This is a genomic window from Cupriavidus sp. GW821-FHT07C08 (assembly GCF_059419025.1).
On the sequence record NZ_JBWKQZ010000013.1, the window covers coordinates 84,925 to 108,139 of the forward strand.

A 23,215-nucleotide genomic window follows, 5' to 3' on the forward strand; every position below is an offset into this window, starting at 1 on the left:
GCAGAGCCGGACACCAGATCCAGAACCAGGGGTCGCCAAAAAAATCAGGAGACAGGCAATGACCATGTCGATGCTTCGACGCAGCACTTTGGTTTTGACAGGGGTGAGCCTTGCCGCGGTGCTGGCCGGCTGCGGTGGCGGCGGCGATGAAGAGGCGCCGCGCGCCAGCACGCAGGCGCCGCCGCAATGCGCGAACACGGGCACGTGCCCCACGCAGGGACCGGTCACCATCGGCGGCCCGCCGGGGTCGTTGTGCCCGGCGGCACTGGACTACAGCACCACCTTCACCGGCGGCTCCGGCGCGGGCGAACTGGTGAAGCTGCGCTTCGACACCGCAGCCCGCACCTACCAGCTGGAGATCATCGAGTCGCCGGTGCCCAAGCAACCCGGCAGCGTCAGCCCGACGCGCGCGGGCGTGACCTTTACCGGCACCTTCGCCAACATGACCTCGCTGCCGACCGCCGAGCAGAACCGCTGCGCGGTCGCGCTGCAGACAGCGACGGCGTCTGACGGCACCTCGCAGGCCAATATCGACAGCGCCAAGCCGCCGGTGATCTTCCTGGGCAACGGCGTTGCCGGCGGCGGCATCCCGGGTGCCACCATCTCCTATCCGGGCGTGCTCGGGCTGGGCGCGATCCCGGCCACCACTTTCCCGTTCTACCCGGTGCTGGCATTCGCGCAGACCGAGACCGACTTCACCAGGGTGGCCGGCAGCTACAACCTGCTGGGCTACCACCAGGTGCCGTCCGGCGGCTCGCTGACTTCGTCGAGCCACTTCACGCCTGCGACCGCGCAGACCACCGAGACGCTGAATGCCGACGGCAGCTGCACCGTCGCGGCCGGCAGCTGCCTCAGCACTGGCAACAGCTGGAAGCTGCGCAGCGCCGACGGTGCCTTTGAAAGCAGCAATGCCGATGGCAGTCGCCGTTACCCGTCGTTCCAGAGTGCGGCCATCACCAACAACAACGCCAGCCGCGCCAAGGGGCTGATGGTGGTGGGCAAGCTCAACGGTGCGCTGGTGCCACTGCTGGTGCGCACCGGCTACGCGCAGATCTCGCTGCTGCCGCTGACGGTCAATGTCGACGACGAATCGGGGCTCGCACTGATGGCGCCGGCGAAGTCGCTGGCCAGCGGCCAGCTTGACGGCGGCTATATCGGCTCGGGCAGCGATTTTGTCTACACCGCCTCGCTGGTCAAGGGCGCGCGCGTGGAGCTGCTGGACCCGATGACGATGAACCAGACCGGCGCCTTCCAGCTCGACTTCACGCAGAACGCACCGGGCATGATCGCCACCACCGACAACAGCGGCACCACCGGTGCGCTGATCGCCAGCGGGCGCGTGTTCAGCCACCTGTCTGGCACCGGCAGCGCCAGCCCGACCTTCCGCGTCGGCGTGCTGGCAGCACCCTGAGTCCACCAAAGAAGACACAAGACCGAGGAGACAACGCCATGCAACCCAATCGAATGATCCTGCCGCGGGCCTCGCGCCCATCCACGGTGCCGGCGCGTGCGCTGGCCGTAGCCGCCACTGCCATGCTCGCCGCGTGTGGCGGCGGCGGCGGCGATGACGCGCCGTCCACGCCGGCCGCGGTGCAGACGCGGCTGTGCCCGGCATCGCTCGACTACAGCACCACCTTCACCGGCGGCACCGGCTCCGGCGAGCTGGTGAAGGTGCAGATCGACACCACCAAAAAGACCTGGCAGGTGACCTTCCTGGATTCTTCCGTGCCGCGCCAGACCGGCACCGTGCAGCCCACGCGCAGCGACCCTACCAACGGGCAGAACGTGATGCGCGGCGCGCTGAAGGCAGAGACGGGGTTGCCGACCGAGAAGCTCAACCAGTGCGCGTTCGAGCTGACCGGGGCCAGCCTCGATCCGAACCGCCCGGCCAAGCTCTTCGTCGGCGAAGGCGTGGTGGGCGGCACCATCCCCGGCGCGCGCATCCAGTTCAACGGCGTGCTGGGCGCCGGCGCGGTGCCGGACACCACCTTCCCGTACTTCCAGTTCATCGGCTTCGCGCAGACGGAGACCGACCTGTCGAAGATCGCCGGGCAATACAACGGCACGGGCTTCCACGAGGTGCCGTCCAAGCAGTTCAAGACAGTGGCGCAGGATTACCGCATGGCGCTGGCCGCGGACGGTTCATTCACCGTCTGCGACAACGCCACCAACACCTGCGAGCGCAAGGGCAACAACTTCGTGCCGCAGGCCAATGGCGCGCTGCTGTCGACCAACTACAAGGCCGAGAGCCAGCCGCCCACGCTGGGCAACACGCTGGGCAAGGCCTACCTGATCGTGGGCAAGCTGCGCGGCCAGCTGGTGCCGGTCATGATCCGCGTGGGCTATGCCAATGACTCGCTCGCCAACGGCCCGCTTGGTGCCGATGACGAGATCGGCATCGGCATGATGGCGCCGGCGGTGGCGGTCACCGAGGGCGCGGTCAACGGCGAATACGTCGGCGTCGACAGCAACTTCAACTACCGCGTGACCGCGCTGGTCGGAGCCGCCGCAACCATGATGGATCCGTTCCGGCCGTCCGATGCGTCGCTGGCGATTCCCTACCGGCTGGACTACTCGCAGCAGGTGCCGGGCGTGGTCCGCACCTCGCGGCGCGAGGCGCCCGCGGGTTCGGCGCCGACCGGCAAGCTGATGTTCACCGGCGGCGTGTTCGGCTTCCTGGAACAGCGCGACAGCGGCCCGTACTTCACCGTCGGCGCATTCGTGCAGTAAGCACGCTACCAGGCCCGGGCCATCGCAGCCCGGGCCACTGCACCACGACTCGACCAAACAGAGACATCCACTGCCGGGGGACACAAGATGGAAACCATACGCCTCACGCTCACGCTGATGCTGGCCGCGCTGGCCAGCTTCGCCCTGCCTGCCCATGCCCAGAAGAAGGGCGACAACGTGGTATCCGCCGGCTGGTTCTATATCCAGACCCATGGCCAGAGCGGCCCGCTGACCACCACCTTGCTCGACGTGCCGATCAACTACCCGCTGGGCCTGCCGTCCAGCTTCACCGCGCCGGGCAGCAGCCTCTCGTCGTCCAATGCCAACACGCTGGGGCTGACCTTCAGCCACTTCGTCACCGACCATATCGCGGTCACCGCGGTTGGCGGCATCCCGCCGGAGTTCAAGCTCTACGGCCACGGCGAACTGATTCCGCCGGGCCCGGCCGGCGCGCTCGGCCGCCAGAGCCTGGGCGACCCCGCGCTGAACCCCATCATCACCAAGGCGCGGCAGTGGAGCCCGGCGGCGATGGTGCAGTACCACTTCCTGGATCCGGGCACGCGTTTCCGCCCGTTCCTGGGGCTGGGGGTGTCGTACAACTTCTTTACCAACATCGAGGTCAATCCGGCGTTTGCGAGTTCGGTCAACAACAACCTCGGCGCGATCCTGGCGGCGGGGGCGGGCATCCCGGGGCCGACGTCGGTGAGTGCGGATGCGTCGTCGTCATGGGCGCCGGTGTTCAATATCGGCGGCACCTATAACTTTGACGAGCATTGGGGCGTGACGGCGGCGGTGACTTATATCCCGCTGAAATCGACGTCGTCGATGACGATCAAGGCGTCCGACGGGACGGTGTTGTCGACGTCGAAGACCAAGCTGGAGCCGAATCCGCTGGTGTTCTTTTTGGCGGCGTCGTACAAGTTCTGACGCTGAAAGAAAAAAAACGACGCGCCTGAGCGCGTCGTTTTTTATTGCTGCAACGGCAAGCGGCAACCCTTACTGCGTCACCGTCCCCTGTTGCGCAGGCGTTCCCTGCTGTGCCACCGGACTGCTCTCCTGCAAGCCACCGCCCAGCGACCGGTACAGGTCGATCGCGTTGTTCAGCCGCAGTTGCCGCGCCTGGATTAGCGCCTGCTCGGCGGTGAACAGCTGGCGCTGCGCATCAAGCTCGTCCAGGTAGCTGGCAATCCCGCTGCGGAAGCGCACGCGCGCCAGTTCGTAGCGCGCGGCTTCGGCATTGCGCACTTCTTCCTGGCCGGCCACCTGGTCTTCCAGCGTGCCGCGCGCCACCAGCGCATCGGCCACTTCCGCGAAGGCCGTCTGGATGGTCTTCTCGTAGTTGGCCACCTGGATGTTCTTGCGCACATTGGCCAGGTCCAGGTTGGACTTGTTGCGGCCATAGTCGAAGATCGGCAGCGTCAGTTGCGGCGCGAACGACCACGCCTTGGTGCCGGCATCGAACAGGTTCGAGAACGTCGGGCTGATCGTGCCAATGCTGGTGGTCAGCGTGATGCGCGGGAAGAACGCCGCGCGTGCCGCGCCGATATTCGCGTTGGCCGACAGCAACTGCTGTTCGGCCTGGCGGATGTCCGGGCGTTGCTCCAGCAGGTCCGAAGGCAGGCCCGCGGGAATATCGCTGATGATGCGCTCGTCGGACAGGCGCATCGGCTCGGGCAGGTTCTCGATGCTGCCGATGGGCTTGCCCACCAGCACTTCGAGCGCGTTCTGCGCCTGCGCGCGCTGGCGTGCGAGCTGCGCGGCGGCGACACGCGCCTGGGCCACCAGCGACTCGTTGTCGCGCAGGTCCAGGGCGGACGTGGCGCCGACATCGAAGCGCTGCTTGGCGAGCCCATAGGTGCTCTCGCGCGCCTTGAGTGTGTCCCGTGCAATCTCGTATTGCTCGGCGAAGGAACGCTCGGACAGGTAGGCCTTGGCCACTTCCGACACCAGCGAGATATACGCCGAACGATGCGCCTCTTCGGTGGAGAAGTACTGCGCCAGCGCCGCGTTCGACAGGCTGCGCACGCGGCCGAAGAAGTCCAGCTCGTAGGACGAGATGCCGAGGCTGGCCGAGTAGACTTGCGATACCGCAGGCTGGCCCAGAACCGATACCCCCGTGGCAGCGTTGGTGCTGGCACGGGTATAGCCAGCATTCGCGTTCACCGTCGGCAGCAGGTCGGCGCGCTGCACCTGGTACTGCGCGCGCGCTTCCTCGATGCGCAGCGCGGCGGTGCGCAGGTCGCGGTTGTTTTCCAGCGAGGTCGCGATCAGCGACTGCAGGCGCGGGTCGCGGAAGAACTCGCGCCAGCCGATGTCGACAGCGCGGCGGGTCTCGCCGCTCTTGGCCTCGGCGGTGGCATAGCCCTCGGGCGCCACCGGGAAGCTGTCTGCCACCGGCGGGGCAGGGCGATCATAGTGGGGCGCGAGCGTGCACCCCGTCAGCACGCCGGCCACCAGCAGCAGTGTGGTCAGTGTCTTGGTCATGTTCAGATTTCCTCTTTCGGCTCGTGCCACTTCTGGTCCAGCATGCGCTGGCGCGCACTGCCCTTGAAGCGCTTGCGCACCACGACGAAGAAGACCGGCACCAGGAAGATCGCCAGCACCGTGGCCGTGATCATCCCGCCCATCACGCCGGTACCGATGGCGCGCTGGCTGCCCGAGCCCGCGCCAGTGGCAATCGCCAGCGGCAGCACGCCCAGGATGAACGCCATCGACGTCATCAGGATCGGTCGGAAACGCAGGTGCACCGCTTCCAGCGTGGCTTCGATCAGGCCCTTGCCCTGCGCCTGCAGGTCCTTGGCGAATTCCACGATCAGGATGGCGTTCTTCGCCGACAAGCCGATCGTCGCGATCAGGCCCACCTTGAAGTACACGTCGTTGGGCATGCCGCGCAGCGTCACGCCAAGCAGCGCACCGAGCACGCCCAGCGGCACCACCAGCAGCACCGAGAACGGGATCGACCAGCTTTCATACAGCGCGGCCAGGCACAGGAACACGATGATCAGCGACAGCGTGTACAGGATCGGTTCCTGCGAGCCGGCCAGGCGTTCTTCATAAGACTGGCCGGACCACTCGAAGCCGAAGCCCGGCGGCAGCTTGGCGAAGTTCTCTTCCATCACGCGCATGGCCTCACCGGTACTGCGGCCCGGCGCGGCCTGGCCCGCCAGCTTCACCGCCGGCATGCCGTTGTAGCGCTCCAGGCGCGGCGAGCCCATCACCCACTTGGACGTCGCGAACGCGGCAAACGCCACCATGTCGCCGTTGCTGTTGCGCACGCGCAGCTTGGTCAGGTCGTCCGGCAGGCGGCGGTCTGAGCCTTCTGCCTGCACGATCACCTTGCGCACCCGGCCTTCATAGATGAAGTCGTTGACGTAGTTCGAGCCGAACGCAATCGACAGCGTCGAGTTGATGCTGGCCACGGTAACGCCGAGCGCCTTGGCCTTCTCGCGGTCGATGTCGATCTGCAGCTGCGGCGCGTCTTCCTGGCCTTCCGGGCGCACGCCCATCAGCACCGGGCTCTTGGCCGCCATGCCGAGCATCATGTTGCGCGCTTCCATCAGCTTGGCGTGGCCCTGGCCGGTGCGGTCCTGCAGGCGGAAGTCAAAGCCCGAGGAGTTGCCCAGCTCGGAAATCGCCGGCGGGTTGAGCGGGAAGATGATCGCGTCCTTGATGAACGACAGCGCGCCGAAGGCACGGCCGACCAGCGCTTGCGCGGTCTCGCCGGCGCCGGTGCGTTCCTTCCAGTCCTTCAGGCGCACGAACGCGATACCGCCGTTCTGGCCGCGGCCGAAGAAGGAGAAGCCCGCCACCGTGATCATCTGGTCCACCACCTTGCTTTCCTTCTGCAGGTAGTAGTCCTCGATCTGCTTGAGCACGCCGATGGTACGGTCCTGGGTGGCGCCATTGGGCAGCTGCACCACGGTGATCATGTAGCCCTGGTCTTCGTCGGGCAGGAACGACGACGGCAGGCGCTTGAACAGCACCACAACGCCGACGATGATGACCGCGTAGATGATCAGGTAGCGGCCGGTGCGCTTGAGAATGCGCGCCACCACGCCCTGGTAGCTGGTCGACGCGCGCGCGAAGGTGCGGTTGAACCAGCCGAAGAAGCCCGTCTTCTCATGATGGTGGCCGGCTTCGACGGGCTTGAGCAGCGTCGCGCACAGCGCCGGGGTCAGCGTCAGCGCCAGCAGCGCCGAGAACGCCATCGACGAGATCAGCGACAGCGAGAACTGGCGGTAGATGTTGCCCACCGAGCCCGAGAAGAACGCCATCGGGATGAACACCGCTGTCAGCACCAGCGTGATGCCGATGATGGCGCCGGTGATCTGGCCCATGGCCTTGCGCGTGGCTTCACGTGGCGAGAGTCCTTCCTCGCTCATGATCCGCTCGACGTTCTCGACCACCACGATGGCATCGTCCACCAGGATACCGATGGCCAGCACCATGCCGAACATGGTCAGCACGTTGATCGAGAAGCCGAACGCCAGCAGCGCGCCGAACGTACCCAGCAGCGCGATCGGCACCACCAGCGTCGGGATCAGCGTGGCGCGGAAGTTCTGCAGGAACAGGTACATCACCAGGAACACCAGCACCACGGCTTCCAGCAGCGTCTTGATCACTTCCTCGATCGAGATCTTGACGAAGGCCGAGGTGTCGTAAGGCACCGAGTACTGGTAGTCCGCCGGGAAGGTCTTTGACAGCTCTTCCATCTTGGCGCGCACCGCGGTGGCCGTGGCCAGCGCGTTGCCGGTCGGGGCCAGCTTGATGGCGATGGCCGCCGACGGCTTGCCGTTGGTGCGGGCCAGCGTCGAGTAGTCGGCGCCGCCCAGCTCCACGCGGCCCACGTCCTTGATACGCACCGACGACCCGTCCGGGTTGGTGCGCAGCAGGATGTTGCCGAACTGCTCCGGCGTGGTCAGCCGGCTTTCGGTGGTGACGGTGGCGTTGAGCTCGGTGCCCTTGGGCGAGGGCGTGCCGCCCAGTTCGCCCACGGCGACCTGGATGTTCTGCTCGCCCACCGCGGCGGTGACGTCGGTCGGGGTCAGGTTGTAGCCGGTCAGCTTGGACGGGTCCAGCCAGATCCGCATGGCGTACTCGGTGCCGAACAGGTCGGCCTGGCCCACGCCCGGCACGCGGCGGATCGAGTCGATCACCTGCGCCGAGACATAGTTGCCGAGCTGGATCGCGTCAGCCGTGCCGGACTTGGACGACACGGTCAGGAACATCATGTAGTTGTTCCCGGCCTTGTCCACGCGCACGCCCTGCTGGCGCACTTCAGCCGGCAGGCGCGCTTCCACGCGCTTGAGGCGGTTCTGCACTTCGACCGAGTTCAGGTCGACGTTCGAACCCGGCGCGAAGGCGATGGTGATGCTCGCCAGGCCGGACGACTCGCTGGTGGAGTTGTAGTAGAGCAGGTTAGGGGCGCCGTTAAGCTCCTGCTCGATCACCGAGGTGACGGAATCCTCCAGCGTCTTGGCCGACGCACCCGGGTAGGTGGCGGTGACCGAGATCGTCGGCGGGGCGATGTTCGGATATTGCGCGATCGGCAACTGCAGGATCGCCAATATGCCGCCCAGCACGATGATCAGCGCGAGCACCCACGCGAACACCGGCCGGTCGATAAAAAACTTGGCCATAAATCTGGCTCCCTCTTGGTCTAGCGGTCTAGCCGTATTTGCCGTATTGGTTGGTACGGCAGGGTTCAGCCTTGCTTGGCGTCAGACTTGGCTTGCTGCTGGCTCTCGGCCTTGGGGGCCGAGGCCGGCGTCGCCGGGGCGGAGGCCGTCGCCGCTGCCGGTGCCGAGGCCTCGGCCGGCTTGAACGGCACGGCCCTGGCCGGCGCACCGACCTTGATCTTCTGCAGGCCCTCGACGATCACCTTCTCGCCGCCCTTCAGGCCTTCGGTCACCACCCAGCTGTCGCCAATGGCCTGCGGCGCCTTGACCGGCACCGCCGCGACATTGCCGTCCGTGCCCACCACCATCACGCTGGCACCCTGCGCGCCGCGGATCAGCGCCCGCTGCGGCACGGTCAGTGCGTTCTCATCCACGCCCTGCTCGATCTTCACGCGCACGAAGGTGCCCGAGAGCAGTTCGCGCTTCGGGTTGGGGAACTGCGCGCGCAGCGTGATCGCGCCGGTGGTCGGGTCCACGGTCATGTCAGAGAACAGCAGCTTGCCGGTCTGTTCGTACTCGCGGCCGTCTTCGACGTACAGGTGCACCTTGGCGCCGCCGTTCATGCCCTTGACCATGCCGGACTCGATGGCGCGGCGCAGGCGCGTGACTTCCGAGGCCGGCTGGGTGAAGGTGACCCACATCGGGTCGACCTGCTCCACCAGCGCCAGCTTGGTCGCCTCGCCCTTGCCCACCAGCGCGCCCTCGGTCACCAGCGCGCGGCCGGCACGGCCGCTGATCGGCGCGGTCACGGTGGTGTAGCCCAGGTTGATCTGGGCGGTGCGCACCGCCGCCTTGGCCGAGGCCACGTCGGCATTGGCCTGGCCGGCAGAGGCCACGGCGTCGTCGTACTCCTGCTTGCTGACCGCGTTGACGGCCACCAGGGGCTTGTAGCGCTCGGCCTTCAGGCGCGCCGACACGGCGTTGGCCTCGGCGCGCTGCAGCGCGGCCTGGGCCGAAGCCAGCGTGGCCTGGTAGGGCGCCGGGTCGATGCGGAACATCACCTGGCCGGCCTTCACTTCGCCGCCTTCGGTGTAGTTGCGCGACAGCACGATGCCTTCGACGCGAGCACGCACTTCGGCCGTGCGGATGCCTTCCAGGCGGCCCGGCAGTTCATTGACGACGGCGACCGGCGACGGCGTCACGGTCACCACACCCACTTCCGGCGGGGGCGGGGGGCCGCCTTCGGCCTTCTTGTCGCCACAGGCAACAAGCGCCACGGCAGACAGCGCCGCTAGTGCATAGGCTGCAACGCAACGGATACGTTGGGACTTCCTCATCGATAACCCCATGATGGCAATTTGAGATCTGCCGCATCGTCCCGACCTGTCATCCGACAAACGGAAACGACACAGCACGCCGCATGGTTTGCGGCGGACAAAAGCGTGATGCTAGCCACAAATCTCGGCGTCGCAATGTCAGATGCGACGAACGGTGACTTTTATGTAACGACTGGATTCATGCCCGGCTGGCCTGCGGCAGGGATTGCCAGCTGTACTGGGTATGTCACAGAAGGCGGCTGGCCGAATGCCGGGCAAGCGCGTATTATATATACATTCAAGCATGTATGTTAAGTTGATGTTGCAGAAGGGCCTTTCGGCGCACAACCGGCGCCGCGGGGCCGCGGCAATACGGATCCCAAGCCGGTCAAACCCAACCGGTCGGTCCGAATTGCGTCCTACCCGTTCGGAATCACGGCGCAAACCGCCGGCTCGGGTTAGGATGCGCGCCGTCGTGTCGGCTCGCAGGCTGCAAGCACATTGGCATGTGACGACAACGACCCGCTGGCGCATGCGCCGGCCCGTGCGGCTGCCTCAGCGGCCGCACCAGGGAGAACCAACAAGGCTGGCCATGACGGCTCCATCTCGTCATGCCGCCGGCACCAGAGACAAAAATGGTCAGACGTACCAAGGAAGAGGCGCTTGAAACGCGCCACCGGATTCTCGACGCGGCCGAAGCCGTGTTCCACGCCCGCGGCGTGGCACGCCCGTCGCTGGCCGACATCGCCGAGGCGGCGGGTGTTACGCGCGGCGCGATCTACTGGCACTTCAAGAACAAGAGCGATGTGTTCGCCGCCATGTGCGACCGCGTCAACCTGCCCGTGGAAGCGCTGTGCGACCCCGAGCGGCTAGCGCGCCAGGAAGACCCGCTGGGCGGCATCCGCGACATCTGCGCCTATGTGATGCGCCAGACCGTGGTCAACCCGCGCTGGCGCCGGGTGTTCGAGATCATCTTCCACAAGTGTGAAATGGTGCAGGACAACGGCGCCATCTTCGAGCGCCAGCGCCAGTCGCACCAGGACGGCCTGATCAAGATGCGCGAACACCTGCGCCTGGCCCTGGAGCGCGGCCAGCTGCCCGCCGACCTGGACCTGGACCTGGCCGTCAACGCCTTCCATGCCGCCATCGGCGGGGTGCTGGCGCACTGGCTGTTCTCGCCCCAGGACTTCGACCTCGACGCCAACGCCGAGCGCATGTCCGACGCCTTTATCGATACCCTGAAGTTCTCACCGGCGCTGCGCCACGGCTACGTGCCGCGCCCGATGGCGGCGCTGGACCGGGAACTGTCCACGCTGTGCCAGCAGGCCTGCCCGAACGCCCAACCGGGCGGGCTCGAAACCGGCGACCTGGTGCCCTGAGCGGCGCGCTTAGCCGCGCTTAGCCGCGCATGGCCTCGCGCCAGCGCGCCAGGAAGGCGCGCTTGCGCATCGCGTCCTGCGCGGCCAGCAGGCCCGGGCCGACGCTGATCGGCTTGAGCGCGTAGCCCAGCCGCTCCGACAAGGCCGCGGCGGTGTGCACGCTGTCGGTATCGGTGCGGATGGTGTAGAGCTGCGAGGTGGACTTGGCCAGCAGCGCCTGGCCCTCGCGCGAGAGCAGGTAGTCCAGCCACAGCCGCGCCGCATTGGGCCGCGGCGCGCGCCGGGCAATAAAGGCCACCCGCGACATCACCAGCGTGTAGTCGCGCGGGGCGATCACGTCGATGGCCGCGCCACGCTCCATCAGCGACAGCGCGTACGAACCCAGCAGGTTGTAGCCCAGCACCAGCTCGCCGCTGGCGATGCGCTCGATCATCTCGGCGGTGGACGCCGACAGCTGCACCCCGGCGCGGCCCAGCGCCTGCGCCAGGTACCAGAACTCACTGCCCATGCGCGCGTCCTGCTGCGCCAGCAGGTAGCCCACGCCCGAGCGCTCCACGTCATACGTCACTACCCTGCCATGCCAGCGCGGCGCGTGTTCCTGCAGCAGCCGCGCCAGCCCGCTGCGGCTGCGCGGCGGGCGCATGCCGGCCAGGTGGTGGCGGTTGTAGACGATCACCGCGGGCTCGAAGGTGGTGCCCCAGGCCTCGTCGCGCCACACCGCCCAGCCGGGCAGTCCGCCGCGCTCGGGCGAGGCGTAGCGCTGCGCATGGCCGTCGTTGACCAGCTTGATCTGCAGGTCCATGGCCGTGCTCCACAGCACGTCGGCGAAGGCCGCATCGGGCGCGGGCCGCTTGCCGCCCAGCGCCGCGGTCTCGGCCAGGAAGCGCTGGTTCAGCTCGATCGTGTTGAGATCCTGGTAGTGCACGCGGATGCCCGGGTAGCGCGCCTCGAACGCGGCGATCAGCGGCTGCGCCACTTTCAGGTCGGTCGATGCATAGACCGTGACCATGCCTTCGCGCATGGCGCCGGCAATGGTGGCGTCATACCCGGACGGATACCCCGGCGGCGGCGCCGGCGGCCTAGACTGGGCATGAAGGGGCCATGCGGCCGGCAAGGCGGCGCCGGCCAGCAGCGATGCGCCCAGCAGGCGGCGGCGCTGCCCCGAGGCAGGCGGCTCGCAAGCGCACGGCAGGGACGGCGGGGGTGGACGCGTGGGCACGGTGCTCGGAAACGGAAGAACTGCCTGTGGAAGGGAGCGGGCGCGCGGACAGCACGCGCCGGGACCAGCGGGGCGGGGGTATTATAGGCGCCCGCGGCGGGCACGCTCCATCGGTGCAGCCCCCTGTTGTCCGGACGTTTTCCGCCGCCGCAACCGAAATTTGGACCAAACCGGCAGAGGAGGAGACCGGCATGCGCATCCTGCTGGTGGAGGATGAAATCGAACTGGCACGCTGGGTCGCCCGCGCGCTGGAGCAGGGCGGCTTTGTGATCGAGCACGTCGCCGACGGGCTGCAGGCCGAGGCCCGCCTGCAGGCGGAGGAATACGATGCGGTGCTGCTCGACCTGCGCCTGCCCGGCAAGGACGGGCTGGCCGTGCTCAAGTCCATGCGCGGGCGCGACGACCGCACCCCGGTGCTGATCCTGACCGCCCAGGACACACTGGACGAACGCGTGCGCGGCCTGAACCTGGGCGCCGACGACTACCTGCCCAAGCCTTTTGCCATTGCCGAGCTGGAAGCGCGGCTGCTGGCGCTGATCCGCCGCAGCCGCGGGCGCGCGCACCCGCGCCTGCAATGCGGCACGCTGGTGTTCGACGGCGAGACCCGCAGCTTCACGCTGGACGGGGCCCCACTGGCGCTGACCCCGCGCGAATCGACCCTGCTGGGCGCGCTGCTCGCGCGCAGCGGCCAGCCGCTGACCAAGGCGCAGCTGCTCGACAAGGTGTTCTCACTCGACGCCGATGTCTCTCCCGACGCGATCGAGGTGCTGGTCTACCGGCTGCGCAAGAAGCTGGCCGGGCACGGCGTCACCATCGTCACGCTGCGCGGCTTCGGCTACTTGCTGGAGCCCGAGGCCGGGCGCTGACATGCGTTGGAGGATGGGTCCCCGCCATCCTGTGCTGCTGTGGCGCCGCGGCAGCCTGCGCCGGCAACTGCTGTTGCTGCTGGTGCCGGCGCTGGCGGCGATGATGGCGATCGACACCTGGCTCACCTACGGCACCCTGCGCGACGCCGCCAACACGGCTTATGACCGCTCGCTCTATGGCTCGATCCGCGCCATCGACAATGCCATCGGCATGGCCGGCGACAGCGTCCAGCTGACCCTGCCCGACGCCGCCATGGAGATGTTCGAGACCGCGGCGCAGACCCATGTGTTCTACCGCGTGTCGACCGAGCGCGCCGGCCAGGTCGAGACCGTCACCGGCTACGACGACCTGCCGCTGCCTGCCGGCACCCTCGTCAACAACCAGCCGCGCTTCTACGACGCCGAATACCGGGGCGAGGCCGTGCGCATTGCCGCCATGGCGCGGCCGGTGTACCGGCCCGACGCGCGCATGCGCGTGATCATCCAGGTGGCCGAGACCGCCGAGCCGCGCACCACGCTGATCGGCACGGTCTGGCGCAGCGCGCTGGCGCGCGACCTGCTGCTGATCCTGCTGAGCGCCGGCATCCTGGTGGGCGGCGTGACATACGTGCTGCGCCCGCTGGCGCGCGTGCGCGACGACGTGGAAGCGCGTTCGCCGGACGACCTGGCCCCGCTCACGTTCGAGCGCGTGCCCGCCGAGGTGCGCCCGCTGGTCGATGCGGTCAACCTGCATGTGTCGCGCTCCGCGGCGATGGCGCAGTCGCAGGCCCAGTTTATCGCCGACGCCGCGCACCAGCTGCGCACGCCGCTGGCCATCCTGAAGACCCAGGCCGAATACGCCCAGCGCCAGCTGCGCGCGCCCGATCCCGACGCCGCGCGCCAGGCCGCCGGCGAAGCCGTGGGCGGCATCGTCACCCAGCTGGAGCAGGCCGCGCGCCTGACCAACCAGCTGCTGGCGCTGGCGCGGGTACGCCAGCACCACGGCGAAGCCGCCCAGGAAGCCGATGGCATCGACATCATCGACGCCGTCACCGTGGCCGAGCAGGTGGCGCTGGACTACCTGCCGCTGGCGCGCGGCAAGCAGCAGGACTTCGGCTGGGAGCCGGTGCCGGGGCTGAAGCTGCCGGTGCGCGCCGACCCCGCGCTGCTGCGCGAGGCGCTGGCCAACCTGGTCCACAACGCGATCCAGTACTCGCCGCGCGGCAGCCGCATCACGCTGTCGGCCACGCGCGCCGACCAGACCGCCTGCCTGGTGGTGGAAGACGACGGACCGGGCATCCCCGCCGAAGAGCGCGAAAAAGTCTTCGCGCGCTTCTACCGGCGCGTGGGCAATGCGGAGCCGGGCTCCGGGCTGGGGCTGGCCATCTCGCGCGAGATGGCGGCGCGGTTTGGCGGCACGGTGGAACTCGGCGATGGGCTGCAGGGCACCGGCGTGCGCGCGGTGCTGAAGCTGCCCATCGGCGAATAAGGCCTAACCAAACAACTCTTCTGCCACCGTCGGATGCAGCTGCACGGTGGTTTCCAGGTGCGATTCGCGCACGCCCAGCCGCAACGCCACGGCCAGCGTCTGCACGATCTCGGGCGCGGCGTCGTCCATCAGGTGCGCACCCAGCACGCGACCGCTGCGCGCGTTCAGCACCAGCTTGAACATCGACTGGTGGGCCGTGCCGCCAAAGCGGTTTTCCAGCGAGACAAAGCGCTTGACCACGGTGCGGATGCGTTCGGGCTTGCCGGCGGCTTCGATCGCCTGGGCCTCGGTCAGGCCCACGGCGCCGATGGCGGGCTCGCAGAACACCGCGGTGGGCACGAAGTCGAAATCGGCGCGTTCGCCGCGCCGGCCGTACAGGCGGTCGGCCAGCCAGCGGCCCTGCGCGGTGGCCACCGGGGTCAGGTGCAGGCCGTCGATGGCGTCGCCGAGCGCGTAGATGCCGCGCACGTTGCTGCGGAACTGGCGGTCCACGCGGATGCCGCCCTTGTCGCCAAAGTCCACGCCAACCGCCTCCAGCCCGAAGCCCTGCACGTTGGAAATGCGCCCGATCGCCGCCAGCGCGGCCTGCGCGCGCACGGCCTCGGTCTGGCCGGGGCGGTCGGTGGGGCGGTAGCAGACTTCAACGGCGCCATTGGCCTGGCTCAGCAGGTGCACCCGGGCGTTCAGGTGCAGGCGCACGCCGCGCGCGGTCAGTGCATCGGCCAGGGACCGGGAGATGTCGTGGTCGAAGTGGGGCAGCAGCCGGTCGCCGGCAACGATCAGGTCTACCTTGACGCCGTAGCGCGACAGGATCGAGGCCTGCTCCACGCCGATGTAGCCGCCGCCGATGACCGCGATCGAACCCGGCACGGTCTGCCAGGTGAAGACGTCGTCGGAACTGGCGGCCAGTTCGCCGCCGGGGACTTCGAGCGCGCGCGGGCGCGCGCCGGTGGCAATCAGGATGCGGCGCGCGTGGATGGTCTCGTCACCGACGCGCACTTCGTCCTTGCCGGTGACCAGCGCATCGCCGCGCAGGATTTCCACGCCGGATTCGTGCAGGCGCTGGGTGTAGCCCGCGTTCAGCCGCGCGACTTCGGCGTTGACGCGGACGATGGCGTCGCGCCAGTCCTCATGCCCGCCCGTGTGCGACAGGCAGCCCGACAGGATCGCCGACCAGCCGGCGCCGTAGGACAGCATTTTCTTGGGCACGCAGCCGCGGTTGACGCAGGTGCCGCCGATGGCATCGCGCTCGACCAGGATCACGCGTGCGCCGTGCGCGGCGGCGCGCCGCGCGCAGGCCACGCCGCCCGAGCCGCCGCCGATCACCACCAGGTCTGCCTTGCGCACCTTGTCGTTGCGCCGCGTGCGGCCGTTGCGCACGCGCGGCACCTGCTCCACCGGCGGCGCCGCGCTGACCTCGCGGGCGCGCCGCGGTTCCTTGGCCCCGGCGGGGGTTGTCTGGCGCTTAGTCATTCATGCCTCCTGTCGCGGCACGCGGGCCGCATCGACAACAATCAGGCCAGCGCCAGCAAACAAAACACTAGGCAGCGGGCCGCAGTTCGGTATTCAGGATCGACGGCCATTCGCGCAGGAAAGTTTCCCCGTCGCGGCGGCCCAGCTCGTAGGCGTGCGTCATGGCATCGGGCCGGGTGTAGTCCCAGCTCGAGATCGGCACGCGCTGCGAGGGCTGCAGGTACAGGCGGCGCTGGCCGCCTTGCTCAAGCACGAAACGGCGCGGGCGCGGATACAGCCTTGTCACCAGCACCAGCACATTGCCCGGGGTGGCATCGAGCGCGTCCACGGGCACGTTGTCGACCAGCCCGCCGTCCAGCACCGGGCGGCCGCCGCGGCGCAGCACCGGCGTGAACGGCGGCGTGGAGGCCGACTGCAGCAGCAGGTCGGCCAGCTGCTCGGGCGAATCGCAATCCTGCGCGCGCACGAACTCCGGGCGGAAGCCCAGCTTGCGCCCCAGCCGCGGGTGCAGCGTCTTGAGCACATGCTTGTCGATGTTGTACGCCAGCAGCCCCGCGGCCACCGCCAGGCGCGGGCCGCTCCAGCGCGGGATATGGGCCACGCCGATGCGGATCTCCGGCGCCTGCTGCAGGTGCGAGAGGCGCCCGTCGGCGAAGATCGTCAGCAGCGCGGTGCGGTAGATGCCGTAATGCGGGAACACGCGCTCATTGCGCAGCAGGTTGCCCCAGTAGGCATTGCGGCGGTTGTTGGACAGCACCTCGCGGTAGTAGTCCATGGTCTGGTGCGAGTCATGCGCATAAACCATGCACGCCGTCGCCGCGCCGGCCGAGATCGCGGCGATCACGCGCGGGCGCAGCTGCAGTTCCGGCGCGACCGTGTCCCACCAGCCCGCCTGCCACCAGCAGCGGTTGCCGCCGCCGGCAAAGACGATCTGGTCGAAGGGATTAGCGTGGCCGGAAGTCATGGACGCTGGCGTTGCGCGGGGATCAGAGCAGGGCGTAGGTGGTGGTGGCCTGCACCGCCAGCTTGCCGTCGGTGCCGGCCAGCTCGATCTCGCCGAACACCACGGTCTTGCCCAGGCGCAGCACGTTGGCGCGCACCAGCACGTCGCCGTCGATCACCGGGCGCATGAAGTTGGTAGTGAGCGTGACCGTGGTCATCGGGCGGAAGGCGCCCAGCGCGCTAGCCACGGCGACGATCATGGCGGTATCGGCGGCGGACATCAGCACCTGGCCGCAGACCACGCCGCCCGCATGGCGGAACGATTCGCTGAACGGCAGGCGCAGCGTGATGCCCTGGGCATCGACGGCTTCGGCGCGCAGGCCAAGCTGGCGCACCCATGGCGCCAGCACGCGCTCCAGCGTGGCGTCGATATCGGTGAGGCTGAACTGCGGTGCGGCTTCGGACATGGCGCTCCTGGTTCTGGCTGGCCGCACCGTAGCCGTCCTGTGGCGGACCGCTACTCTGTCTCCTCCGGCGCGACGCGATGTTTGAGGCAATGATACAGGGGGCCGGTGGCCAGCACCACGAAGGCCATCCGGATCACATGGAACGCGGTCACCAGCGGCACCCCCACCTCCAGCACCTTGGCGGTGATGCACATCTCGGCAATGCCGCCCGGCGTGGTGCCCAGGATCACCGTGGCCGGGTGCGCGCCAGACAGCGCCGACAGCCCCCAGCCCAGCAGCGCCGATACCACCAGCGCCAGCACGGTGTAGAGCGCCACGCCCGACAGGAAGCGCGGCGCGGTATGCAGGAACTCGCGCGAGAAGCGCACCCCCAGCGAGACCCCGATCAGCAGCTGGCCGGCACGGCTCATCCAGGTTGGGATCGCCGACAGTTCGATCCCGGATGCGGTCAGCACCGCCGCGGCCAGCAGCGTGCCGATCACGAACGGGTTGGGCATGTTCAGCCGCTTCACCAGCAGCGCCACGCCCAGCGTGATCGCGATCAGCGCCAGCAGCCCCGGCGCGCTGACCACGCGCGGGCCGGGGATATAGGGGTCGAGCCCGTGGATGCCGCCGTACTGGAAGATCGCCGGCACGGTTACCACCACCATCAGCACCCGCAGCGAATGCGCGGCCGCCACCTGGTCGATGCGCGCGCCGTTGCGCTCGGCCAGGTTGGCCATCTCCGAGGCGCCGCCGATGGCGGTGGAGAAGAACGCGGTCTTGAAGGCCACGCCGGTGGTCCGCCGCAGCAGGATGGCGCCACCCGCGCCGAGCACCAGCGCGAACAGCGAGCCGGCAATGATGTAGGGCAGGTACTCCACCAGCCGCGCCACCACGTCCGGCGTGAAATAGAGCCCGAGCGACGCGCCGATCACCCACTGGCCCGCATTGCGGGCCTGCGACGGCGCCCGCAGGTCGGCCCCGGCCATGCGCGCGGCGGCCACGGACAGCAACGGGCCGATCATCCACGGCAGCGGGGTATGCAGCGCGGTGCAGAGCAGGGCGGCAGCCAGCCCGAGTGCCAGCGTGGGCAGCGCGGATAGCCAGGGGTTGGAGAAGAGACGCATGTGACAGCGGCCTGGCGCGGGGGCGCCGGCGGCTTGTTGTTCTGGAAGACGGACGACGAAAGACAAGAGGCCCGCACACCATTGGCGTGCGGGCCTCGCAAAGCTTACCGCAAGATCGCGCGCATCATGCCGCGTTGTCGGCCTGCGCGTGCGCCGAGGTGCGGGTCGCGTGCCAGCGCAACAGGCGCGGGATCACCACCACCGCCACGGTCAGCGCCAGGATGGTGGCCGAGATCGGCTGGCGCAGGAACAGGGTCCAGTCGCCCTGGCCGATCGACAGCGCATTGCGCAGCTGCTTCTCGGCCATCGGCCCCAGGATCATGCCCACGATCACCGGCGCGGTGGGGAAGTCGAAGCGGCGCATCACCATGCCCAGCAGGCCGACCACGAACAGCAGCAGCAGGTCGAACCACGACTGGCGGATGCCGTAGGCGCCCAGCCCCGCGAAGATCAGGATGCCGCCATACAGCAGCGGCGTGGGCACGCGCAGCATGCGCACCCACAGCCCGATCGCCGGCAGGTTCAGCACCAGCAGCATGACGTTGCCGATATACAGCGACGCCAGCAGGCCCCACACCAGGTCGCCCGAGGTCTGGAACAGCATCGGGCCCGGCTGCAGGTTGTAGTTCTGGAACGCGGCCAGCAGGATCGCGGTGGTGTTGGAGGTCGGGATGCCCAGCGTCAGCAGCGGGGCCAGCGTCGCCGTGACGGCAGCGTTGTTGGCCGCTTCGGGGCCGGCCACGCCTTCGATCGCGCCGACCTTGCCGAACTCTTCCTTGTGGTCCGACAGCTTCTTCTCGGTGGCATACGAGAGAAAGGTCGGGATCTCGGCGCCGCCGGCGGGGATCAGCCCGAACGGGAAGCCGATGATGGTGCCGCGAATCCACGCCGGGACCGAGCGCTTCCAGTCCGACTTGTTCATGTGGACCGAGCTGAGCTTGTTGAACGTGCCCGTCGGCTGCGGGAAGAACGCGTTGAACAGCGCCTCGCCCACGGCGAACAGGCCTACCGCCACCACCACGATGTCGATGCCGTCGTACAGCTCCTGCACGTTCATCGAGTAGCGGGTCTGGCCCGACAGCGAATCCATGCCGATCAGGCCGATGCCCAGGCCCAGGAACAATGCGGTCATGCCGCGCAGCAGCGACGAGCCCAGCACGGCCGAGACCGTGGTGAAGGCCAGCAGCATGATCATGAAATACTCGCCCGGGCCGAACTGCAGCGCCACGTCCGCCGCCACCGGCGCGAACATCGACAGCAGCACGGTGGCGATGGTGCCGGCCACGAACGAGCCGATCGCCGCGGTGGCCAGCGCCGGGCCGGCGCGCCCGTTCTTGGCCATCAGGTTGCCTTCCATGGCTGTCACCATGGTGGAGGACTCGCCCGGGGTGTTCATCAGGATCGAGGTGGTCGAGCCGCCGTACATCGCGCCGTAGTAGATGCCGGCAAACATGATCAGCGCCGCGGTCGGTTCCACCTTGGCGGTCAGCGGCAGCAGCATCGCCACCGTCAGCGCGGGGCCGATGCCGGGCAGCACGCCGATGGCGGTGCCGAGGAAGCAGCCCACCAGGGCCCACATCAGGTTGATTGGCGTGATCGCGACGGCAAAGCCGTGCATCAGCAGGTTCAGGGTATCCATTCGAAGACTCCTTGCTGGTCGGGCGGGCGGGCTCAGAAGCCAGCGATGGGCAGCAGCGGCAGGTTGATGCCGAGCAGGAATTCAAACAGCGCCCACATCGGCACCGTGATGCACAGGCCGATCAGCGCATCGCGCACGATGCGGCGGCTGCCGTAGCCGCGCGCCACGCACACCATCAGGAGCGTGGAAGCAAACACGAAGCCAAGCGTGCCGATCAGCGCCATGTTCAGCACCAGGCCCGCGGCCACCCACAGGAAGCCGCCGAAGTTGTGCGGCGCGTTGGGCAGCTCGGCATCTTCTTCCGGCATGTTGCGGAATCCGCCGCGCACGCCCTGCCACGTCAGCAGCGCGCCGCACACGGCCAGGCCGACGGCCACCAGCGTGGGCACGAAGCGCGGCGACAGGCCGGCATAACCCTCTTCGCCGGAAATGCCGGACAGCCCGAGGAAGAAGAACAGCGAGAGCGCCAGCACGGCAATGCCGATGGCGAGGTGCGAGGGTTTCATGGAGACTCCTTGGCCTTTGTCGCCAGCAGGGGCGCTGGCGTCCGCGACGCTGGCAGGTGCTGCCCGCGCGGCGGCAGGGCCCGGCGACATTTGGTTATTTGTCTGGTATCGCAGGTGGACACCGGGCCCTGCGCCGTTTTCCTGCCGCCGGGTTCACCAGCGGGGTTGGCAGGCACGACAGGTAAAGCGGGTTGAAGCGGTACTGCGGACAGTTCTTACTTGGCCACGCCCAGTTCACGCAGCGAGCCGCCCAGGCGGGCCGATTCGCTGTCGACGAACTTGCCGAACTCGTCGCCGGTCAGCAGGAACGGGGTCCAGTCATTCTTCTGCAGCGTGTCCTTCCAGGCCTTGCTTTCGGTGGCCTTGACCACGGCGTCGATCATGGCCTTGCGCTGCTCGGCGCTGATGCCGGGCGCGCCGTACACGCCGCGCCAGTTGTAGATCTCGACGTTCACGCCTTGCTCCTTGAGCGTCGGGATATCGGCGGTGCGGTCCTTGGAGGTCACCGCCAGCGCGCGCATCTTGCCGCTCTTGATGAAGGGCAGGAATTCCGACACGCCGGCAATGCCCACCGTCACGTGGCCGCCCATGATCGAGGCCGAGGCTTCGCCGCCGCCCTGAAAGGGCACGTAGTTGATCTTCTTCGGGTCGACGCCGCTTTCCTTGGCGATCAGGCCGGCCAGGATATGGTCGATCGAACCCTTGGAGCCGCCGCCCCAGCTGACGCTGCCCGGGTTGGCCTTGAGCTGCGTGGTCAGGTCCTTGACCGACTTGATCGGCGAGCTGGCCGGCACGGTGATGACCATGGTGTCGGCGAACAGGCGCGCGATCGGGGTGGCGTTCTTCAGCGTGACCGGCGGCTTGTTGGTCTCGATCGCACCCACCATCACCGCGCCCACCACCATCAGCGCATTGGGGTTGCCCTTGTCGGTATTGACGAACTGGGTCAGCGCGATGGTACCGCCGGCGCCGCCCTTGTTGTCGTACGAGGCGGTCTTGGCCTGGCCCGCGGAAATCATCGCGGCGCCCAGCGAGCGGCCGGTCTGGTCAAAGCCGCCGCCCGGGTTGGCGCCGATCATCACCTTGACGCTGTCCAGCGCAAAGGCCGGCGCGGCGGCAAAGGTGGCGGCAACGGCGGCCGATGCCATCACGGCATGGGCCAGGCGGGAATAGGTACGGCGCATAGCGGTCTCCTGGTTGTACCGGGGATGCGCTGTGCCAGCCTGCTGGCAGCCGCGATCCGACCCGGGCGTTCCGGCTGCCACTGCGTTGCGGGGGACGGGAAGATAGCCGGGGGGACTGCGCGAAAGGCGCAGTGCCGGTGCTTGTCTCCTGTCCGGCGCGGCGGGGCGTGGCCGGGACTGTTCTTGGACTTTTGGTGAACGTCAGACCGGAATTACCGGTCATGGGGCGGATTCTAGGCGGCGGAAACTGTCAAAAGGCTGTCAATTGGGGGGAGAAAGGGTCGGGGTTTACGTGGATGGCGCACTGCAGCGCGGGGCGCAGGCCCCTCAACCCGCCGGCTTCGCCTGCAGGCACGGGTCCTTGCGCGCCACCGCCGGCACCACCACGGCCACGTCGAACTCGCCGTCGGCCGGCGGGTTTTCCACATACCCCACGCTGACCACCTGCGCCACGCCCACCCCCAGCCAGCGCGGCACGCCGATGTCGCGCCGCACGTGGCCGTTGCCTGCGATCAGCACCGCGCCGCGCTGCGCGTAGGGGCGCAGCGTCTGCGCCATCACCGCATCGCGCGCGGCCTGCGCCACCAGCATCCCGGGCAGCATGGCCTTTGGGAAATTGCCGCAGTGGCCCTGGTCGAGCACCGCCGTCTGCGCGGCCACGAGGTCCTCGGGCAGCGCACCGGACAGGCCCAGTTGCTGGCGCTCGCCGGCCGGGAACAGGCTGTCCAGTCCGCCGCGAACGATCTTGCCGGCGTCGGCGCGCGACAGGTTGGCCGCCACCAGCGGCAGGTCGTACTGCAGCGCCAGCGCCACCACCGGCCGGTACAGCGGCCATTGCCAGGCACCGCCGCCGGCCTGGGCGATCAGGTAGTCGGCATCGCGCGGGCGCTCGCGGCGGGCGCGCTCGATATCCGCCTGGCGCTCGCGGTCGAACTGCTCCATGGCGATGGCCGGGCGCCAGCCTTGCTCGACGGCGCGCGTCAGCGCGGCCAGGCGCTGCTGCTGCGCGGCGGCGTTGTCGTGGACCTCGCCCAGCAGCACGTAAGACTTGCCGGCAAAGGCGGCGCTGACCGCCTCGGGCGCGGGGCGCATGGCCGCGCAGCCGGTGGCGAGCACAGCGACAGCGGCGGCCAGCATGCCGGCACGCATGTTTGCGACAGGCAAACGGAATGACATCACGCGGTTCCTTTCCATATCTCGTTGTCGTGGCGGGGTTGCCGGCCTGCGCTCCCGCTTGTTGCCCGGGTTGGTGATGATGGTCACGTCGTCGACCCTAGCCGGCGCCTCAAAAGCAAAGAG

At 68.4% G+C, this 23,215-nt stretch carries 18 protein-coding genes; 6 read left to right on the forward strand and 12 right to left on the reverse strand.

What is annotated here, in order from left to right; all coding sequences use genetic code 11:
- The first annotated feature begins 58 nt into the window (after positions 1 to 58).
- The 3 genes from AC07UK_RS17925 (at position 59) to AC07UK_RS17935 (ending at position 3,657) form a co-directional block, all read left to right on the forward strand.
- Positions 59 to 1,411 (forward strand): DUF2957 domain-containing protein, encoded by a 1,353-nt coding sequence (locus AC07UK_RS17925; protein WP_494686569.1) that lies wholly within the window; start codon positions 59 to 61, stop codon positions 1,409 to 1,411.
- 38 nt (positions 1,412 to 1,449) lie between these two features.
- Positions 1,450 to 2,730 (forward strand): DUF2957 domain-containing protein, encoded by a 1,281-nt coding sequence (locus tag AC07UK_RS17930; protein WP_494686568.1) that lies wholly within the window; start codon positions 1,450 to 1,452, stop codon positions 2,728 to 2,730.
- Between the two features lie 87 nt (positions 2,731 to 2,817).
- The gene (locus tag AC07UK_RS17935) at positions 2,818 to 3,657 is read left to right on the forward strand and encodes an OmpW/AlkL family protein (protein WP_494686567.1); all 840 of its coding nucleotides are present in this window, start codon (positions 2,818 to 2,820) and stop codon (positions 3,655 to 3,657) included.
- 69 nt (positions 3,658 to 3,726) lie between these two features.
- Here AC07UK_RS17935 and AC07UK_RS17940 read toward each other — a convergent pair whose 3' ends face one another.
- From AC07UK_RS17940 to AC07UK_RS17950, 3 genes are all read right to left on the reverse strand, one after another.
- On the reverse strand, positions 3,727 to 5,214 hold the full coding sequence (locus AC07UK_RS17940) for an efflux transporter outer membrane subunit (protein WP_035817944.1): 1,488 nt from the start codon (positions 5,212 to 5,214) through the stop codon (positions 3,727 to 3,729).
- A 2-nt stretch (positions 5,215 to 5,216) separates the two neighbouring features.
- Positions 5,217 to 8,369, reverse strand: coding sequence for an efflux RND transporter permease subunit (locus AC07UK_RS17945; protein WP_114135494.1), 3,153 nt, complete (start codon positions 8,367 to 8,369; stop codon positions 5,217 to 5,219).
- A 65-nt stretch (positions 8,370 to 8,434) separates the two neighbouring features.
- The gene (locus AC07UK_RS17950) at positions 8,435 to 9,685 is read right to left on the reverse strand and encodes an efflux RND transporter periplasmic adaptor subunit (protein WP_494686566.1); all 1,251 of its coding nucleotides are present in this window, start codon (positions 9,683 to 9,685) and stop codon (positions 8,435 to 8,437) included.
- 614 nt (positions 9,686 to 10,299) lie between these two features.
- On the opposite strand from AC07UK_RS17950, the gene AC07UK_RS17955 reads away from it, so the two are divergent.
- Complete coding sequence (locus AC07UK_RS17955; protein ID WP_153955225.1) at positions 10,300 to 11,043, forward strand: TetR family transcriptional regulator; 744 nt, start codon at positions 10,300 to 10,302, stop codon at positions 11,041 to 11,043.
- A gap of 19 nt (positions 11,044 to 11,062) precedes the next feature.
- On the opposite strand, the gene AC07UK_RS17960 is transcribed toward AC07UK_RS17955, so the two are convergent.
- Positions 11,063 to 12,157 carry an ABC transporter substrate-binding protein gene (locus AC07UK_RS17960; protein ID WP_494686587.1) on the reverse strand — a complete coding sequence of 365 codons (1,095 nt, stop codon included), beginning with the start codon at positions 12,155 to 12,157 and terminating at the stop codon, positions 11,063 to 11,065.
- A 296-nt stretch (positions 12,158 to 12,453) separates the two neighbouring features.
- On the opposite strand from AC07UK_RS17960, the gene AC07UK_RS17965 reads away from it, so the two are divergent.
- Positions 12,454 to 13,128 (forward strand): response regulator, encoded by a 675-nt coding sequence (locus tag AC07UK_RS17965; protein WP_013958472.1) that lies wholly within the window; start codon positions 12,454 to 12,456, stop codon positions 13,126 to 13,128.
- A 13-nt stretch (positions 13,129 to 13,141) separates the two neighbouring features.
- Positions 13,142 to 14,596: a sensor histidine kinase gene (locus tag AC07UK_RS17970; protein WP_494686565.1), complete on the forward strand. Its 1,455-nt coding sequence runs from the start codon at positions 13,142 to 13,144 to the stop codon at positions 14,594 to 14,596.
- 3 nt (positions 14,597 to 14,599) lie between these two features.
- Here the strand turns inward: AC07UK_RS17970 and AC07UK_RS17975 are convergent, their stop codons facing one another.
- The 8 genes from AC07UK_RS17975 to AC07UK_RS18010 form a co-directional block, all read right to left on the reverse strand.
- Positions 14,600 to 16,069, reverse strand: coding sequence for a dihydrolipoyl dehydrogenase family protein (locus tag AC07UK_RS17975; RefSeq protein ID WP_494686564.1), 1,470 nt, complete (start codon positions 16,067 to 16,069; stop codon positions 14,600 to 14,602).
- Positions 16,070 to 16,136: 67 nt separating this feature from the next.
- On the reverse strand, positions 16,137 to 17,033 hold the full coding sequence (locus AC07UK_RS17980) for a patatin-like phospholipase family protein (protein ID WP_436223006.1): 897 nt from the start codon (positions 17,031 to 17,033) through the stop codon (positions 16,137 to 16,139).
- A 22-nt stretch (positions 17,034 to 17,055) separates the two neighbouring features.
- Positions 17,056 to 17,478, reverse strand: coding sequence for a PaaI family thioesterase (locus AC07UK_RS17985; protein WP_436223005.1), 423 nt, complete (start codon positions 17,476 to 17,478; stop codon positions 17,056 to 17,058).
- 50 nt (positions 17,479 to 17,528) lie between these two features.
- Complete coding sequence (locus AC07UK_RS17990) at positions 17,529 to 18,587, reverse strand: AbrB family transcriptional regulator (protein ID WP_436223004.1); 1,059 nt, start codon at positions 18,585 to 18,587, stop codon at positions 17,529 to 17,531.
- A 124-nt stretch (positions 18,588 to 18,711) separates the two neighbouring features.
- Entirely contained in the window at positions 18,712 to 20,226 is a 1,515-nt protein-coding gene (locus AC07UK_RS17995; RefSeq protein ID WP_114135488.1) for a tripartite tricarboxylate transporter permease, read from the reverse strand.
- Between the two features lie 32 nt (positions 20,227 to 20,258).
- Positions 20,259 to 20,732 (reverse strand): tripartite tricarboxylate transporter TctB family protein, encoded by a 474-nt coding sequence (locus AC07UK_RS18000; protein WP_035817962.1) that lies wholly within the window; start codon positions 20,730 to 20,732, stop codon positions 20,259 to 20,261.
- A gap of 215 nt (positions 20,733 to 20,947) precedes the next feature.
- Positions 20,948 to 21,916, reverse strand: a complete 969-nt coding sequence (locus tag AC07UK_RS18005) for a Bug family tripartite tricarboxylate transporter substrate binding protein (protein ID WP_436223003.1) — start codon at positions 21,914 to 21,916, stop codon at positions 20,948 to 20,950.
- 327 nt (positions 21,917 to 22,243) lie between these two features.
- Positions 22,244 to 23,092, reverse strand: coding sequence for a ChaN family lipoprotein (locus tag AC07UK_RS18010; protein ID WP_494686563.1), 849 nt, complete (start codon positions 23,090 to 23,092; stop codon positions 22,244 to 22,246).
- Positions 23,093 to 23,215: the final 123 nt, after the last annotated feature.